General features: G+C 42.4%; 13 protein-coding genes. 3 read left to right on the top strand and 10 right to left on the bottom strand.

The annotated features are described in order from the left end of the window. Positions 1–4 precede the first annotated feature (4 nt). Together nrdR and glyA are read right to left on the bottom strand one after the other, a co-directional pair. Positions 5–466, bottom strand: a complete 462-nt coding sequence (nrdR, locus tag C8D97_RS14980) for a transcriptional regulator NrdR (protein WP_109764611.1) — start codon at positions 464–466, stop codon at positions 5–7. Between the two features lie 74 nt (positions 467–540). Beyond that, positions 541–1,794 carry a serine hydroxymethyltransferase gene (gene glyA / locus C8D97_RS14985; protein ID WP_109764638.1) on the bottom strand — a complete coding sequence of 418 codons (1,254 nt, stop codon included), beginning with the start codon at positions 1,792–1,794 and terminating at the stop codon, positions 541–543. A gap of 342 nt (positions 1,795–2,136) precedes the next feature. On the opposite strand from glyA, the gene C8D97_RS14990 reads away from it, so the two are divergent. Next, entirely contained in the window at positions 2,137–2,862 is a 726-nt protein-coding gene (locus C8D97_RS14990) for a DUF6901 family protein (protein ID WP_109764612.1), read from the top strand. Positions 2,863–2,896: 34 nt separating this feature from the next. Here the strand turns inward: C8D97_RS14990 and C8D97_RS14995 are convergent, their stop codons facing one another. Together C8D97_RS14995 and C8D97_RS15000 are read right to left on the bottom strand one after the other, a co-directional pair. Beyond that, a complete protein-coding gene (locus C8D97_RS14995) occupies positions 2,897–4,846 on the bottom strand; it encodes an alpha/beta hydrolase family protein (RefSeq protein WP_109764613.1) in 1,950 nt (649 codons plus the stop codon). Positions 4,847–4,879: 33 nt separating this feature from the next. After that, a complete protein-coding gene (locus tag C8D97_RS15000; protein ID WP_109764614.1) occupies positions 4,880–5,230 on the bottom strand; it encodes a hypothetical protein in 351 nt (116 codons plus the stop codon). 254 nt (positions 5,231–5,484) lie between these two features. On the opposite strand from C8D97_RS15000, the gene C8D97_RS15005 reads away from it, so the two are divergent. Beyond that, the gene (locus tag C8D97_RS15005; protein WP_109764615.1) at positions 5,485–5,931 is read left to right on the top strand and encodes a hypothetical protein; all 447 of its coding nucleotides are present in this window, start codon (positions 5,485–5,487) and stop codon (positions 5,929–5,931) included. Positions 5,932–5,962: 31 nt separating this feature from the next. Here C8D97_RS15005 and C8D97_RS15010 read toward each other — a convergent pair whose 3' ends face one another. The 3 genes from C8D97_RS15010 to C8D97_RS15020 are packed head-to-tail and all read right to left on the bottom strand — an operon-like array spanning position 5,963 to position 7,856. Further along, the gene (locus C8D97_RS15010) at positions 5,963–6,256 is read right to left on the bottom strand and encodes a hypothetical protein (RefSeq protein ID WP_109764616.1); all 294 of its coding nucleotides are present in this window, start codon (positions 6,254–6,256) and stop codon (positions 5,963–5,965) included. A 25-nt stretch (positions 6,257–6,281) separates the two neighbouring features. Continuing rightward, the gene (locus tag C8D97_RS15015) at positions 6,282–6,914 is read right to left on the bottom strand and encodes a transglycosylase SLT domain-containing protein (RefSeq protein ID WP_245411468.1); all 633 of its coding nucleotides are present in this window, start codon (positions 6,912–6,914) and stop codon (positions 6,282–6,284) included. A gap of 48 nt (positions 6,915–6,962) precedes the next feature. Beyond that, positions 6,963–7,856 carry a cation diffusion facilitator family transporter gene (locus C8D97_RS15020; protein WP_109764617.1) on the bottom strand — a complete coding sequence of 298 codons (894 nt, stop codon included), beginning with the start codon at positions 7,854–7,856 and terminating at the stop codon, positions 6,963–6,965. A gap of 206 nt (positions 7,857–8,062) precedes the next feature. Here C8D97_RS15020 and ettA point away from each other — a divergent pair, with 206 nt between their 5' ends. Then, complete coding sequence (gene ettA, locus C8D97_RS15025; RefSeq protein ID WP_109764618.1) at positions 8,063–9,733, top strand: energy-dependent translational throttle protein EttA; 1,671 nt, start codon at positions 8,063–8,065, stop codon at positions 9,731–9,733. A gap of 159 nt (positions 9,734–9,892) precedes the next feature. Here ettA and C8D97_RS15030 read toward each other — a convergent pair whose 3' ends face one another. From C8D97_RS15030 to C8D97_RS15040, 3 genes are all read right to left on the bottom strand, one after another. After that, positions 9,893–10,921, bottom strand: coding sequence for a LacI family DNA-binding transcriptional regulator (locus tag C8D97_RS15030; protein WP_109764619.1), 1,029 nt, complete (start codon positions 10,919–10,921; stop codon positions 9,893–9,895). 299 nt (positions 10,922–11,220) lie between these two features. Further along, positions 11,221–12,393 carry an acyltransferase family protein gene (locus C8D97_RS15035; protein WP_109764620.1) on the bottom strand — a complete coding sequence of 391 codons (1,173 nt, stop codon included), beginning with the start codon at positions 12,391–12,393 and terminating at the stop codon, positions 11,221–11,223. A 23-nt stretch (positions 12,394–12,416) separates the two neighbouring features. Further along, positions 12,417–14,201 (bottom strand): sodium:solute symporter family protein, encoded by a 1,785-nt coding sequence (locus tag C8D97_RS15040; RefSeq protein ID WP_109764621.1) that lies wholly within the window; start codon positions 14,199–14,201, stop codon positions 12,417–12,419. Positions 14,202–14,241 lie beyond the last annotated feature (40 nt).

Consider the following 14,241-nt stretch of genomic DNA (forward strand, 5'->3'; position numbering starts at 1 on the left):
ATCGTTAAGAGGCTTTGGGATCGTTCAGTCTGCTAATTTCGTCACTGAACTGCTTAATATCTTCAAATCGGCGGTATACCGAGGCAAATCGTACATAGGCAACCTGATCGAGCTCTTTTAAAGCCTCCATCACCAGCTCACCGAGTAAGTTTGCTTCAACTTCTCGCTCTCCGGTAGCACGCAGCGCCGATTTGATTTGAATGATGGCGTGTTCTAACGACTCAACACTTACTGGTCGTTTTTCCACTGCACGCATAATGCCCGCTCGCAGTTTGGCTTCATCAAAAGGTTGACGAGAACCATCACTTTTAACAAGGCGAGGCATCACCAGTTCAGCCGCTTCAAAAGTTGTAAAGCGTTCACCGCAAGCGGCACACTCTCGACGTCGCCTCACCTGGCCACCCTCACTGACAAGCCTGGAGTCAATTACCTTTGTGTCGGTATGAGAGCAGAAAGGGCAATACATGGGTCACCTCACCATCAAACATTTCAACCGTCGCAGCCAGTTTTCACTCACTGCGACAGTGCTCCGAGCATCAACTAATGTTGGTATACCGGAAACTTAGCCGTTAACTCAGCCACTTGCTGTTTAACATTTTCAATCGCTGAGTCATTTTCAATGTCGTCGAGAATATCACAGATCCAGCCAGCTAGCATGACTGCTTCCGCTTCTTTAAAACCACGGGTGGTAATAGCTGGAGTCCCGAGTCGCAAGCCACTGGTAACAAAAGGCGAACGAGGCTCGTTTGGAACAGTATTTTTGTTCACGGTGATATTGGCTTTACCCAAAGCGGCTTCTGCGTCTTTACCGGTAATATCTTTATCGATTAAGTCCATCAGGAACAAGTGATTATCAGTTCCGCCAGACACGATTTTATAACCGCGCTGCAACATCACATCCACCATGGCTTTGGAATTTTTAATGACTTGCTGCTGCGTCGCTTTAAATTCATCGCCAAGCGCTTCTTTAAACGCCACCGCTTTGGCAGCAATCACATGCATTAAAGGGCCGCCCTGATTGCCAGGAAATACCGACGAGTTAAATTTCTTTTCAAGTTCGGCGTTTGCGCGAGCCAAAATAATACCGCCGCGAGGACCTGCCAGAGTTTTATGGGTGGTTGATGTGACCACATCAGCATGGGGCACTGGATTAGGGTAAAGACCCGCCGCAACCAATCCGGCAACGTGTGCCATATCCACCATAAGATAAGCACCAACTTTATCGGCAATTTCTCGAAACTTGGACCAATCGATGGTGCGGGAATAAGCGGAAAAACCGGCTACGATCAACTTAGGTTTGTGCTCAACCGCTAAGGCTTCCACCTCATCGTAATCAATATAACCTTCGTCATTTACCGGATACTGCACCGAATTGTAGATCTTGCCGGAAAAGTTAACCGGCGAACCATGGGTTAAGTGACCACCATCGGAAAGGCTCATACCCAGCACAGTATCACCCGGTTTTATCAGCGCCATATAGACCGCTGAATTGGCTTGTGAACCAGAATGAGGCTGAACATTCGCGTAATCGGCACCAAACAGCTCTTTCAGGCGGGCAATCGCAATATCTTCAGCAACATCGACATATTCGCAACCACCGTAGTATCGTTTATGAGGGTAGCCTTCTGCGTACTTGTTGGTTAACACGGAACCTTGCGCTTCCATCACCCGGCTGCTGGTGTAGTTTTCAGACGCAATCAGCTCAATATGAGCTTCTTGTCGTGCACGCTCATCTTCAATAGCTTTCCAGATTTCGGGATCGTATTCAGCAATACGCGAGGTGTCTTGTAGCATACTCATTTCACGACTCTCTTTTTTACGGTTATTTATTCGGTGATTCAGTAATAATTTTGGCCGTATTTTACCCAAACTGACCTCTAATGTCGTGTTCTTATTCGAAATAATTCCTAGTTCAATTCTTTTTAAGCATTGCTTTTCACAGTCGTCAGAAACCTTTACTGAAACAACCTTTTCAGCAAGGTTTACGTCCTTTTAGAGGGTTGCCTATTTTTTGCTAATTTGAGAACCATGACTGAAAAATTGCCTTTAAACGTGGCTAAATGGTCTATGATAAAAACACTAGGTTAGCTATTTACCACATTTAACCGCAGCATAAGAAAGCAACACGAGAACATTATGGGCAGCTACAATATTATCTATCGATTTCAATTAGCCGATAACCAAACCGAAACCGTTGGTTTACAACTGGATGAAAATACTCTGTTGCTCAGCGATCAGTATCTGGCGAATACCCCCGAATGGACCAAACTTCGTTACAAACAGTGCCCCAACTGCCCCCTAAAACCGAAAGAGTCACCCAATTGCCCTGTGGCAAAACAATTGGCAAGACACACGGATCTGTTCGATAAAGTACAGTCATTCGACAAAGTAAAACTGGTGGTTAAAACGTCACAACGAATGACCAGCCAAAAGACCACCGCACAAAAAGCCATCAGTGCCTTTATTGGATTGATTATGGCCAGCAGTGGTTGCCCACATACAGCACCGTTTCGTCCAATGGCCCGTTTTCATTTACCACTGGCAGATGAACAAGAAACCATTTACCGTGCCGCTTCCATGTATTTATTAGCGCAATATTTTAAAGAAAAAAATAACCAACCCGCAGATTGGCATTTAAAAGGATTGAAAAAGATTTATCAGGAACTTTCGGTGGTTAATCAAGGTATTGGCGGCCGACTACGCGAAGCAACCAAAACCGACTCATCACTTAATGCCATTGTTAACCTGGATATGTACACAAAAGTAATCCCCGACATGATCGAGGAATCCTTGTTTGAAATGCAAAGTCTGTTTGAAAATTACCTTGATCTAAGTGATTCAAATCACGATTTTCGGTTTTAACTGGTACGGCTTTTATAAGAGCGACTTTTATACTTCATAAGTGTTGATTTAAAAACTCAATCACTTTTGAATAAAAAGCGACTCTATTTTTTTCGTTATAAAAACCATGCCCCTCTTTTTCTCGATAAAACCAGTCATAAGGTTTATTTAAAGCTTCCAACTTATCTTTCAGCAAATGCGCCTGTTCAACAGGAATACGCTTATCTTGACCGCCGTGAGCAATAAGTACAGGAACATTTAAGTCATTTAAATAACTTACCGGAGATGCTTTTAAAAGTTCTGATTTGTCATCGCCATAAAGTCCTTGAGCGACAGTATTAACAGAGTCAATATTGGTATAATCCGCTGTTGAAGATAATCGATACGCATCATAGTAACCAGCAGCGGTGACAGCACAACGAAATACATCAGGCGCCATAATGGAAGACATAACAGCCGAATAACCACCAAAGCTCCACCCCATAATACAAGCATTTGCTTTTATGCTTTGTTTTGACTCATCTTTCAACTTAACTGCTTTTAAATACCACTTAGTCCCATCGACAATATCGTGCTGCATAAGTGTACTTAACTTTCGTATGCCGGCGTCTTCATATTGTTCACCATAACCGCCGGAGCCTCTATAATTTATTTGCAGTACTGTAAAACCATGACTCGCCAACATTTGGGCTTCGGTATCAAACAGCCAATCATCGTACACACCAAAAGGACCGCCATGTACCAGTGTGACGACTTTAACTTCATCCTGCTTTGTAGGCGGTTCAGTGACAACAGCGTATACCGTCGAACCATCTCTTGCCGTAAACTCTACAGGTTTACGATTGCCCATTTTTGCAGCCTGAATCCAGGGTTTCGAATGAACTAATGACGTTAACTTGTTCGACTCAGTATCGAATAAAAAATATCGCGTTGGCTGCTGATCACTTTGGGACTGAACGATATAGAGCCGATTATCTTTCGTTGCTGAAACAATTTGATTGTAATACTGAGGCAATACGCTGGTAATTGTAGAGTGCAACTTTGCAAACCTATGTTCCGGTTCAAAATAGTGGTACTCCGGGTATCCTGACAGTAATGATGCACCAACCACCTGACCTGAAACAGGATCAGTAATTAAATCTTCAACATCATATTTCTCATGGGAAAAGAGCATCTGATTCGTTAGTTTTGGAAATTGCAACTGGAATACCGATAACTTGTCAGAATGATAAGCTAAATAAGTTAACGTATTTTTATTGCTAACAGTGGCTGTCACAATGGTTGATATCGTTGATTCAGTACGAAATGGTCGCCAGCTTTGTTTGTTATAAACAAACTCTTTTAAATAGCCATCATCATCCACACCAACTGCGTATAAAGGCTCGCCAAGTTCATTAACTTTGACATTCATATTTCCAACCGGTAAACGAGTGATAATGGATTTTTTGCCCGTATAAACATTTAAGTTTGCGATGGTCGTTGATGTATCAATATCGGTACCCCATGGACGATAAGCGATTATGATTTCGTCATCGCTACTCCGCTTTAAATCAACAATTTCACCAAACGCCAAATCTGACTTTAGATTACGAGTTCGAAGTGACCCATATTCTTTTTTAGAGCCCGCAGAAAATCCGAATATAACCTTTTGTTCGCTACCATCAGCGTTACCCGCGTATATTTCGCCGTAAGTGACAGGATTTTCATGCCAACCTCTCATCTGCACTTTATCAAAGACAAGACGATCATCGTTCACCCAAAAAAAATCACCCACATGTCCTTTTTCACCAAACTGATAGGTATGCACAAGCTTCATTTTACTGCGTTCAATAACCACAAGAATATCTTTATTGTCATGGTTCATTTTGGCAGCTAAATATTGACCGTCGGGAGAGATTTTTAATGCTTTATATTTTGCCTCCTTTGCGAAGGTCTCAACATTAGAAGCCCAGGAGCTTGCTATAAACACCCACACTAATAAAACTAACTTAATAAAATATGACATATGCGATGACAGTTGATATTTAATAAAAAATAGTTAACTAGATATTCCAGATCGAATAATAATTACTAGGATCTCAATGACAATAGCAACTAAAGGAACCCATATTGCGTATTTAAATGACTTTTTAACCGAGTAATCCATTAGTCCTATCAGGTACAAGAATGGTATAAAAAAGTACAAACTATAAGCCAACAAAAACAATTCAACGGCTAATCCTGCACTGGATATCATGGAACCAATCATAAAAACCAAAAACATTGGAGCAAGAACAAACGAAACAGTAACCCACCAGTCAATATCTGCATCGTCACTTTCTGGCTTTTTATGGTCGATTAGCTTGTAAATCCCTAATAATACTAACGACATCATGATTGCTTGCAACATAACAGTCCCTTATTCTATTATCTGTAAAAAAATCAATCGGCATAATCCTTTATTTAGGTCTGTAAATCAAGTAATCACCGCCATTTTTGGCGGTAATATTCACTTCATTATTAATCAACTAATAGACGGTTGAATGAATATAAAACGGACTACTAAGATAACAACCTGATAATGTTATTTCGTTTAAAATGACAAATAAACTTAAGAACAAGATAGTTAGGCTCAAACTATAAAAGGCAACATAAGATAACAGTATGAAGTGGAACTTAATTAAACAACATCTTCAAGGCAGCGCATCAGACTTAATAGAGGCTCATTTTCATGACCTTACCCGCGAGTCATGGGCTGATTTATTTTGCTGGATTAAAAATAAACTACAGCTGTTAGATAATCAGCATGGCAGAACAAATACAAACGAACTCGACCTTGATTTATTTTTAGGTGAAAAGATGAGTTACATTGCTCATATACGCATGGATGATGGGTATGAGTTATCACTTTCTATCATCGAGCCGAATAAATTAATCATCGATATTGAAATAGGTGAAGTTAATACCGAAGAAAAATTTAAGATGTTTTTGAAAAACATCATTCATATCGCAAGCATTCTAAATTGCCGCCATCACATTATTTGCCCTGAAATAGAACCCGATAAAGCTTTTGTTGTAAATGGATGTTTAAAAAGTAACTCAGATAAGTGACTTGATTGCAGTTAATATAATTTAAGCCAAATCAATTAAAACCATTTGCTCTTAATAAAGTATCAACAACGGCAATAAATAGAGTACTTATCAACAACAATACAGAGCGAAGCCTGTATTTTTTATTGCTAACAATTAAATAACCGGCAACTGTCGTAGGGTAAGCCAGTAACATAATATAAACGCCTGGATGATGAAGTCCTACTGGGTTTAAATAGGAGTAAATTACGTATGCTACTAGCAGTAAGCTGCTTGTTAGAAACAATCCTAAATAAGATTGCAGCAGTTCATCACCCTTTTCTATCCATGAAAACAAACCTTTCATACTTTACTTTCCTTTATAAATAAAATTAAAACCAACCATCAATCGCATCATCAAGTTCAGACTGACAACTTTTCAGTTGCTGATTAAACATGGCTGCTTTATTTTTCACCTTATTCGCAACGCCTAACAACCACGACTTGTGCTTATAGCTGCCACGACTGAATCCGCCCTGCCCTTCGTGATAGGCGAGGTATTGGTTATAGGCGTCCCACTTGGACACTTTTAATCGACGTTGTGTTTTGTGAGTGTACCAACCAATAAATTGTATCGCATCGTAAAAGTCATCACGATCAGCGCCGCTGTCAAATTCGTCCTGAAACTCACCCCAAACCTCATCTTTTGCTTGCGCAAAACCATAGGCCGACGACTTGTAGCCCCAGGGGATAAAGCCTAATAGATAATCTCTGGGTGAGCGCACATTATGTCGAAACCGTGATTCCTGATGCATAATTGCCATCATCACCCAAATGGGCGTTCCCCATTGCTCATTCGACTCAACCGCGGCTTCATACCAGTCGGTTTCACCTCTAAAAATATCACAAATATTTTCGGTGTTCGAAGGCCGATAAGTGGAACAACCTGCCATCAATAAAAAGATTAGTGCGGCAACACTGCATTGAAAACTGAACTTTAAACTGATCTTAGAAATAGACGTCATAAATTTATCTTTATTTTGTTAAACACGATACGACCTGACATAAAACGGCTAAACTTTTTCTAACTGACTGCTGCAATATTCTTTCTCGATTTGCACGGTTGCATGGGTCACATTAAATATATGCTCAAGCTCATGGTGCACACGCTTGAGCAGCTCATCCACACAGTTCAACTCCGACACTTTAACGTGCAATGTCATAAGCACTTCCTCATTATTCAAACTCCAGGTATGCACATGATGAATGTTATCAATTTCCGGAAACTGCTGTTCAAGATGCAATTTCACTTGATCAACATCGATATGCTCCGGCACTCCTTCGAGTAAAATATGAATAGAATCTTTAATAAGCATGACACCGCTTCGGGTGATGAGCAATGCCACCACCAAAGATAAAGCAGGATCCATCCATAGCCAGTTAAAGTAGTAAATCACAACCCCGGCAATAATGGCTGCCACAGACCCAAGTAAATCGCTTAATACATGCAACAAAGCACCGCGAACATTTAAATTATCCTGCTCACCCGAATGCAGCATTTTAAAAGTAATGATGTTGACGATAAGACCCAGAGTCGCGACGATCAACATAATAGGCACATCTATTGCCTGTGGGTTTTGAAAGCGATCCAGCGCTTCAAATAAAATCCATAAAACAATGGCGATAAGAAAGATACCATTCAGAAACGCGGCAATCACCTGATATCTCTGATGACCATAAGAGTGCTGATCATCGGGCGGCTTTCGACCAGCAATAAAGGCCAGCCAAGCCATCGCCAGAGCAAAAGCATCGGTAAGCATATGTCCGGCATCGGCTAACAGCGCTAAGCTACCCGAAATGATACCGCCAGCGGCTTCCACCAGCATAAAACCGAAAATAATAAAAAACGCCCACTTCAGTGCGGACTCACTGCGACTCGGCTCGTTTGTGTGTGCGTGTGTGTGCATATTGACCTGTTATTAATTGGCTACCGACATACTGCTGCGGCACCAAAATATAAGTTAAGAATGAATTATGCAATAAATCCGTTCATTAAAAAATGAGCTCAGATCACTCCGGGTTTAATTGTTAGTCAGTGTGCTCACAATTTTGTCCAATAACTGTTAAAATCGCCCCCATTACATTCACCGATTCGAATAGAGAAAGTGGAGCTATGGCACAGTTTATTTATACCATGAACCGGGTGAGCAAAGTGGTGCCGCCCAAAAAGACCATCATCAAAGATATTTCTTTATCCTTCTTCCCGGGCGCAAAAATTGGTGTGTTGGGATTAAATGGCTCAGGTAAATCCACCGTTTTACGGATTATGGCCGGAGTGGATACCGAATTTGAAGGTGAAGCACGTCCTCAGCCAGGCATCAACATTGGTTACTTGCCGCAAGAGCCGCAGCTGGATGAATCTCTGGATGTTCGTGGTAATGTTGAGCAAGGTCTTGGTGAAGTCAAAGACTGGTTGAAACGTTTTGAAGAAGTGAGCAACGCTTTTGGCGATGCCGACGCTGATTTCGATGCGCTGTTGGCGGAACAGGCTGAACTGCAAGACAAGATTGAAGCCGCCAATGGCTGGGAAATCGATCGAACCTTAGAACGAGCCGCTGAAGCCCTTCGACTGCCCCCCTGGGATGCCGAAGTAAAGCATTTGTCCGGCGGTGAACTGCGACGAGTGGCACTGTGCAAACTGCTGCTGTCCAAGCCAGACATGCTGCTGCTCGATGAGCCGACCAACCATTTAGACGCCGAATCCGTCGCCTGGCTGGAACGATTTTTACACGATTTCACCGGTACGGTGGTTGCAGTAACCCATGATCGGTATTTTCTGGATAACGCCGCTGGCTGGATTATGGAGCTGGATCGCGGGCACGGTATTCCGTGGGAAGGCAACTACTCTTCATGGCTGGAGCAAAAAGAAAAGCGTCTGGAAATGGAAGAGAAACAACAAACCGCCCATCGCAAAGCCATGCAAGAAGAACTTGAGTGGGTACGCTCCAACACCAAGGGTCGACAAGCAAAAAGCAAGGCTCGTATGTCTCGCTTTGATGAACTGTCGTCACAAGATTACCAGAAGCGAAACGAAACCAAAGAACTCTATATTCCACCCGGCCCTCGCCTCGGCAGCCAGGTGATTGAAGCCATCGGTGTGCAAAAGAACTTTGGTGATAAAGTACTTTATACCGACTTAAACTTTAACTTACCACAAGGTGGTATTGTTGGTGTTATCGGTCCAAATGGTGCCGGTAAATCCACACTATTTAAAATGTTAATGGGTCAGGAAAAACCCGATGCCGGTGAAATCAAAATTGGTGACACCGTTGAGCTTGCTTATGTTGATCAATCGCGCGATTCACTCGATGGCGAAAAAACCGTGTGGCAGGAAATTTCCGACGAGTCCGATAATATTACCGTTGGCAACTATACGGTTCCCTCTCGGGCTTACGTTGGCCGCTTTAACTTTAGAGGCAGTGACCAACAAAAATTCATTAAAGATTTATCGGGCGGTGAACGCAACCGGGTACATCTGGCAAAACTGCTGCGCAGCGGCGGAAACGTACTGTTACTCGATGAGCCCACCAACGATCTTGACGTAGAAACACTGCGTGCCCTGGAAGATGCCTTGTTGGCGTTTCCAGGTTGTGCCGTGGTTATATCGCATGATCGCTGGTTTCTTGATCGTATCGCCACCCACATACTGGCATTCGAAGGCAACAGTGAAACCGTCTGGTTTGAAGGCAACTACGCCGAGTACGAAGCCGACCGCAAACGTCGACTGGGTTCCGATGCCGATCAGCCCCATCGAATTAAATACAAAAAGCTGGGCAACGACTAATCAGTAAACCTTAACTATTAATCATCTCCTTTGGAGGTGGTTAATAGTTAATGGAAAGATTCGTTAAAAATATATTAATATAAAAAGTTATACCTATGAATTTACACCAATAAAAAAGGCTCCTGCAGGAGCCTTTTTTATTGGTGTAGCCATTCTAAATCAATTCAATAATCGAGCACTTGAATCCCTGACAACCAACTCTGGGCAAAATCGAATACACTGTGATTGAACTTGTTTATCATTGGTATTTTGCAACATATCAATCAACATCGAAGCGGCGGTTTCTGCAATAGTGTTGTTTGGCTGATGCGCAGTGGTCAGCTTTGGCCAGGTTTGTCTAGAAAACGGACTGTCTTCAAACCCGACAATAGACAGTTCTTCTGGTATAGCTACTCCCGATAACCGGGCAGCAAACAAAGCACCGGCGGCAATTTCATCGTTTGCAGCAAAAATGGCGGTAGGACGATTTTTACGGCTGAGTAATTTTTTAGCGCCTTCAACGCCAGAATCAAAAGAGTAATCACCATCGAGCACCAGCTGTTTACTCTGACGGATGCGGTTCTCTGCCAAAGCCTGCTCATAACCTGATAATCGCGCTTCAGTTGACTTATGTTCTTTGCCACCGCATAAAAACCCAATTTTTTCGTGTCCGAGATCAATCAGGTGTTGTGTAATTTCAAATGCCGCGGTTTTATCGTCTACCAACACACAGCCCTGTGTACTTTTACTCGGCTTGCTGCCAGAAATGATACGAACAAACTTTATATCCAACTGTTGTAGCGCTTTAACCACGGAAGGCATTTCAGAATACGGCGGTGTTAAAACCAGACCAGCAATACGGGAATGTTTTACCAGTGATGTAATTTCTTCGATAAATTCACCGGATGATGGCTGGCAGGGGTGGATCAGTAATTCGTAACCACGTTTCCGACACTCCGATAACATGCCATTTTGCATATCAATTACATAATAAGCATTCGGATTGCTGTAGACAAAACCAATGATATAAGACTTGGTACTCGCCAGATTACGAGCGGCCTGATTCGGCTGATAATTTAATGCAGTCACCGAAGCCATGACTTTATCGTATGTTGCCTGCTTTACAGAAGGCTCCCGGTTTATGACACGGGATACGGTTTTCATGGAAACACCGGCGTGTTTTGCAACATCATTAATAGTGACGTTCATATCGACAGTTGCGCCTATGCAGCAAAATTTAAAATACGACTCACGAACTATGTGAGTTCGAGATGAGGTTGGAATATACCATCATTTACAGGAGCTGACTATTTCTGACAGCGATGTCAGCCAGAGACGTAAATACGCTCAGCTCACGGAACTTAAGGAATTTAGGAACTTTAAAAGTATAGAGATAAGATAAATTAAAGCCTTGCTGTTTATTTAATGTCATCAGCCCAAAAAATTCTTATCAAGATTAATATTCCTTTCCAGATTGCCCAAGTATTAACTGGCGACAGTAAAAAGAGTTATACCTTAATAAATATTTTTCGCTTATAACACAGATACAACACCCACCACTGAACCGATAATAATGCGACAGTACTCGTTATCAGTTGATAATGTTCAGGTATTGATACCAGCAAGCCACCTATTAAACTACTGACAATATAATGCCAGTCAAATAGTGCCGTTGACAGATATATGGCAATGGCATTGGCGCCAATAACCGCAAAAAACACTGCCAGTTGTCGCCATTGCCATACGTCAAATAACCAATAAAAAATAGCAAGCAGTAAACAGGAATAACCAATGGATAAAAGATTAAACGGTAATGTCCAGAGCACTTTATTAATTGGAATAAAAGAACTGATAACAAAACCAGCTAGCAAACAACTGCCTGCCGTAATCAGCATAAATCGTAATCTTAATAGCGATGACGAAAGCCGGACATAAACCAGACGTCCTATAATGGCACCCGCCAATGCCGTAAATATTGAGCCAATGTGTGCCAGTAATCCTTCAGGATCAAGTGTATCGCTTTGATAAAACTGTCCCGGCAGAAAGCTCTGATCAACCCAGGCATTAATGGAATATGCTTCAGAGTAGTCACCACAGCCATAATGAGCAAAATCGTTACCAAAACCATCACTGCCAATACAAACAAATGCTTGCAACAGAGCGTAACCAACCAGTCCTACGCCCAGAATAATTATTAGTTTTTGCAAAGAAAAATGCCACACCAGCCAGGCGGTAATGCCCCATGCGATGGCAATTTTAGCCAGCACACTGGTGTAACGAACAGCTTCCCACGACAGTGGAATCCCCTTACCCCATCCGTGATTATAAACAACACCCAGCAGACACAATAATAAAACACGTTTGATTAATTTAATGGCGTAGGGTTGTTTATCCTTCCAGGGTTTACCAGCCAGATCAGTACGACTGATCCCGACGCTTACACCCGAAATAAAAATAAACAGAGGAAAAATCAAATCGTAAGCGGTAAAGCCATGCCACTCACTGTGCTGCATTTGTTGAGCAAGCGACTGCCAAATAGCAATGGGCCAGATTAACGCCAGACCATAAAATAACTTTTCTGCGCCAATGATCCAGAACATATCAAAACCACGCAGAGCATCAATTGACAGTATGCGTAATTTTGATCCAGAGCGAGTACTTTTACTGTACTCAGCAGACATGGCCGTAATCTAAATACATTATTTTATTCAAATATTTTTATGCGTGAAGAAAAATATTTGACCAGCAGCGTCGACACCACAAATATCGAAAAGTACATCAAGGCATCGCTCCACTCTTTAAACACAAGGCTTCCCGTAGTAAACAAAATACTGTAAGCCATGGCAATGGCACTCAACCAACAAACCAACAGCTGCCACATACTGCCATTTTTTGGTTCGCCCGGCTCAACAAAGGGTTTCCAGTTGCCAGCAGGTTTAATACGTTGATAAAAATCTTTTAATACCTGCTTATCCGTTGCCGGCGTTAAAAACGTAACCGTCAGCCATACTACGGCAGTAAACACCAATGTAAAAACAAAGCCACTGGGATCTTCTATAATGGGTTTACCCCAGGATTCATCCACATAAGGCGCCAATACAAACTGGGTAAATGAATAACCGACAAACGGCGCTATGGTTGCGGCTATTTCACTCCAGGCACTTACCCGCCACCAATACCAGCGTAAGATTAATACAAGACCTAAACCAGCACCTGTTTGCAATAAAAAGTTCCAAACCCCGGCTATGGATTGCACTTTCGATGTCACAAATAAAGCCACCAGAATCATAACAAACACAGCAATTCGGGAAGTGATAACCAGTTGTCGTTCATTCGCATCTGGCTTGATAAAGGGTTTATAAAAATCGTTAATAATGTAACTGGTTCCCCAGTTAAGCTGTGACGCCGTTGTGCTCATATAGGCGGCAAAAAAAGCAGCCAGCAATAAGCCTTTAAAACCAACCGGTAAAAAGTCTTTCATTGCCAGCACATACCCCATTCTGGCTTCGGTAATATCCGGGTACAACACCAGCGCACTTAAGCCAACCAAAACCCAGGGCCAGGGGCGAATGCAATAATGAGCAATTTGAAAATATAAATTGGCGTAAACCGCATTTTTTTCATCCTTTGCGCTCATCATGCGCTGCGCAACGTAACCACCACCGCCGGGTTCAGCTCCGGGATACCAACTGTTCCACCAGGGCAATAAAATCATCGCAAGAAAGCTACCCAAACCTAACGCCAATACGGTACCGGCCGAACCATCTTCACCGGTAATGGTTGGGAAGAAGCTTAATGATTCTTTTGGTAATGCCGCTTTTAATCCATCGATGCCTCCGACCTGATCGGAATTAACAACCAATACGGCCAATATAATGCTTCCGGTCATCGCGACAATAAACTGCACAAAATCCGTATAAACAACGCCCAGTAATCCTGAAAATCCGGAATAAAGATAAACGATCAACATTGCACCAAGTGCATACCAGAGTGACTCGGCGGGCGAAATACCAAAAAACACCTGAAGCAATGTAATCAGAGCCAGGTTTACCCAGCTGATCACCAGAGCATTAATAAACATGCCCATATACACCGCACGAAACCCGCGTAAAAACCGCGCCTCTTTACCGGAGTATCGAATGTTAATCAGTTCAACATCGGTGATGATGTTGGCCCGTCGCCAATAACGGGCAAAGAAAAATGTTGTTAACATTCCTCCAGCCAACATATTCCACCACATCCAGTTACCGGCTATACCGCTTTGACGGATCAGCTCTGTAACGGCCAATGGAGTGTCAGCTGCAAATGTGGTTGCCACCATGGATGTACCTGCCAGCCACCAGGGAAGACTACGACCACCAAGAAAAAAATCACTGGTACTTTTACTGGCTCGTTTACTAAAGTAAAGACCAAGTAAAGTAATCGACAAAATAAAACCGACAATGATAACGTAATCAATTATCGCTAAACTAAATTCACTTTCCTGCATTACTGGTCCTCTTTATTCATTATTATTGCTTTCATTTATA

This window comes from Pleionea mediterranea (genome assembly GCF_003148745.1).
Lineage (GTDB): Bacteria > Pseudomonadota > Gammaproteobacteria > Enterobacterales > Kangiellaceae > Pleionea > Pleionea mediterranea.

Coding starts and splice junctions, on each gene's coding strand:
- glyA (WP_109764638.1), bottom strand. CDS start 1,794: ATGCTACAAGACACCTCGCGTATTGCTGAATACGATCCCGAAATCTGG.
- C8D97_RS15015 (WP_245411468.1), bottom strand. CDS start 6,914: ATGACGTCTATTTCTAAGATCAGTTTAAAGTTCAGTTTTCAATGCAGT.
- C8D97_RS15035 (WP_109764620.1), bottom strand. CDS start 12,393: ATGTCTGCTGAGTACAGTAAAAGTACTCGCTCTGGATCAAAATTACGC.
- nrdR (WP_109764611.1), bottom strand. CDS start 466: ATGTATTGCCCTTTCTGCTCTCATACCGACACAAAGGTAATTGACTCC.
- C8D97_RS14995 (WP_109764613.1), bottom strand. CDS start 4,846: ATGTCATATTTTATTAAGTTAGTTTTATTAGTGTGGGTGTTTATAGCA.
- C8D97_RS15010 (WP_109764616.1), bottom strand. CDS start 6,256: ATGAAAGGTTTGTTTTCATGGATAGAAAAGGGTGATGAACTGCTGCAA.
- C8D97_RS15000 (WP_109764614.1), bottom strand. CDS start 5,230: ATGTTGCAAGCAATCATGATGTCGTTAGTATTATTAGGGATTTACAAG.
- C8D97_RS15020 (WP_109764617.1), bottom strand. CDS start 7,856: ATGCACACACACGCACACACAAACGAGCCGAGTCGCAGTGAGTCCGCA.
- C8D97_RS15005 (WP_109764615.1), top strand. CDS start 5,485: ATGAAGTGGAACTTAATTAAACAACATCTTCAAGGCAGCGCATCAGAC.
- C8D97_RS14990 (WP_109764612.1), top strand. CDS start 2,137: ATGGGCAGCTACAATATTATCTATCGATTTCAATTAGCCGATAACCAA.
- C8D97_RS15040 (WP_109764621.1), bottom strand. CDS start 14,201: ATGCAGGAAAGTGAATTTAGTTTAGCGATAATTGATTACGTTATCATT.
- ettA (WP_109764618.1), top strand. CDS start 8,063: ATGGCACAGTTTATTTATACCATGAACCGGGTGAGCAAAGTGGTGCCG.
- C8D97_RS15030 (WP_109764619.1), bottom strand. CDS start 10,921: ATGAACGTCACTATTAATGATGTTGCAAAACACGCCGGTGTTTCCATG.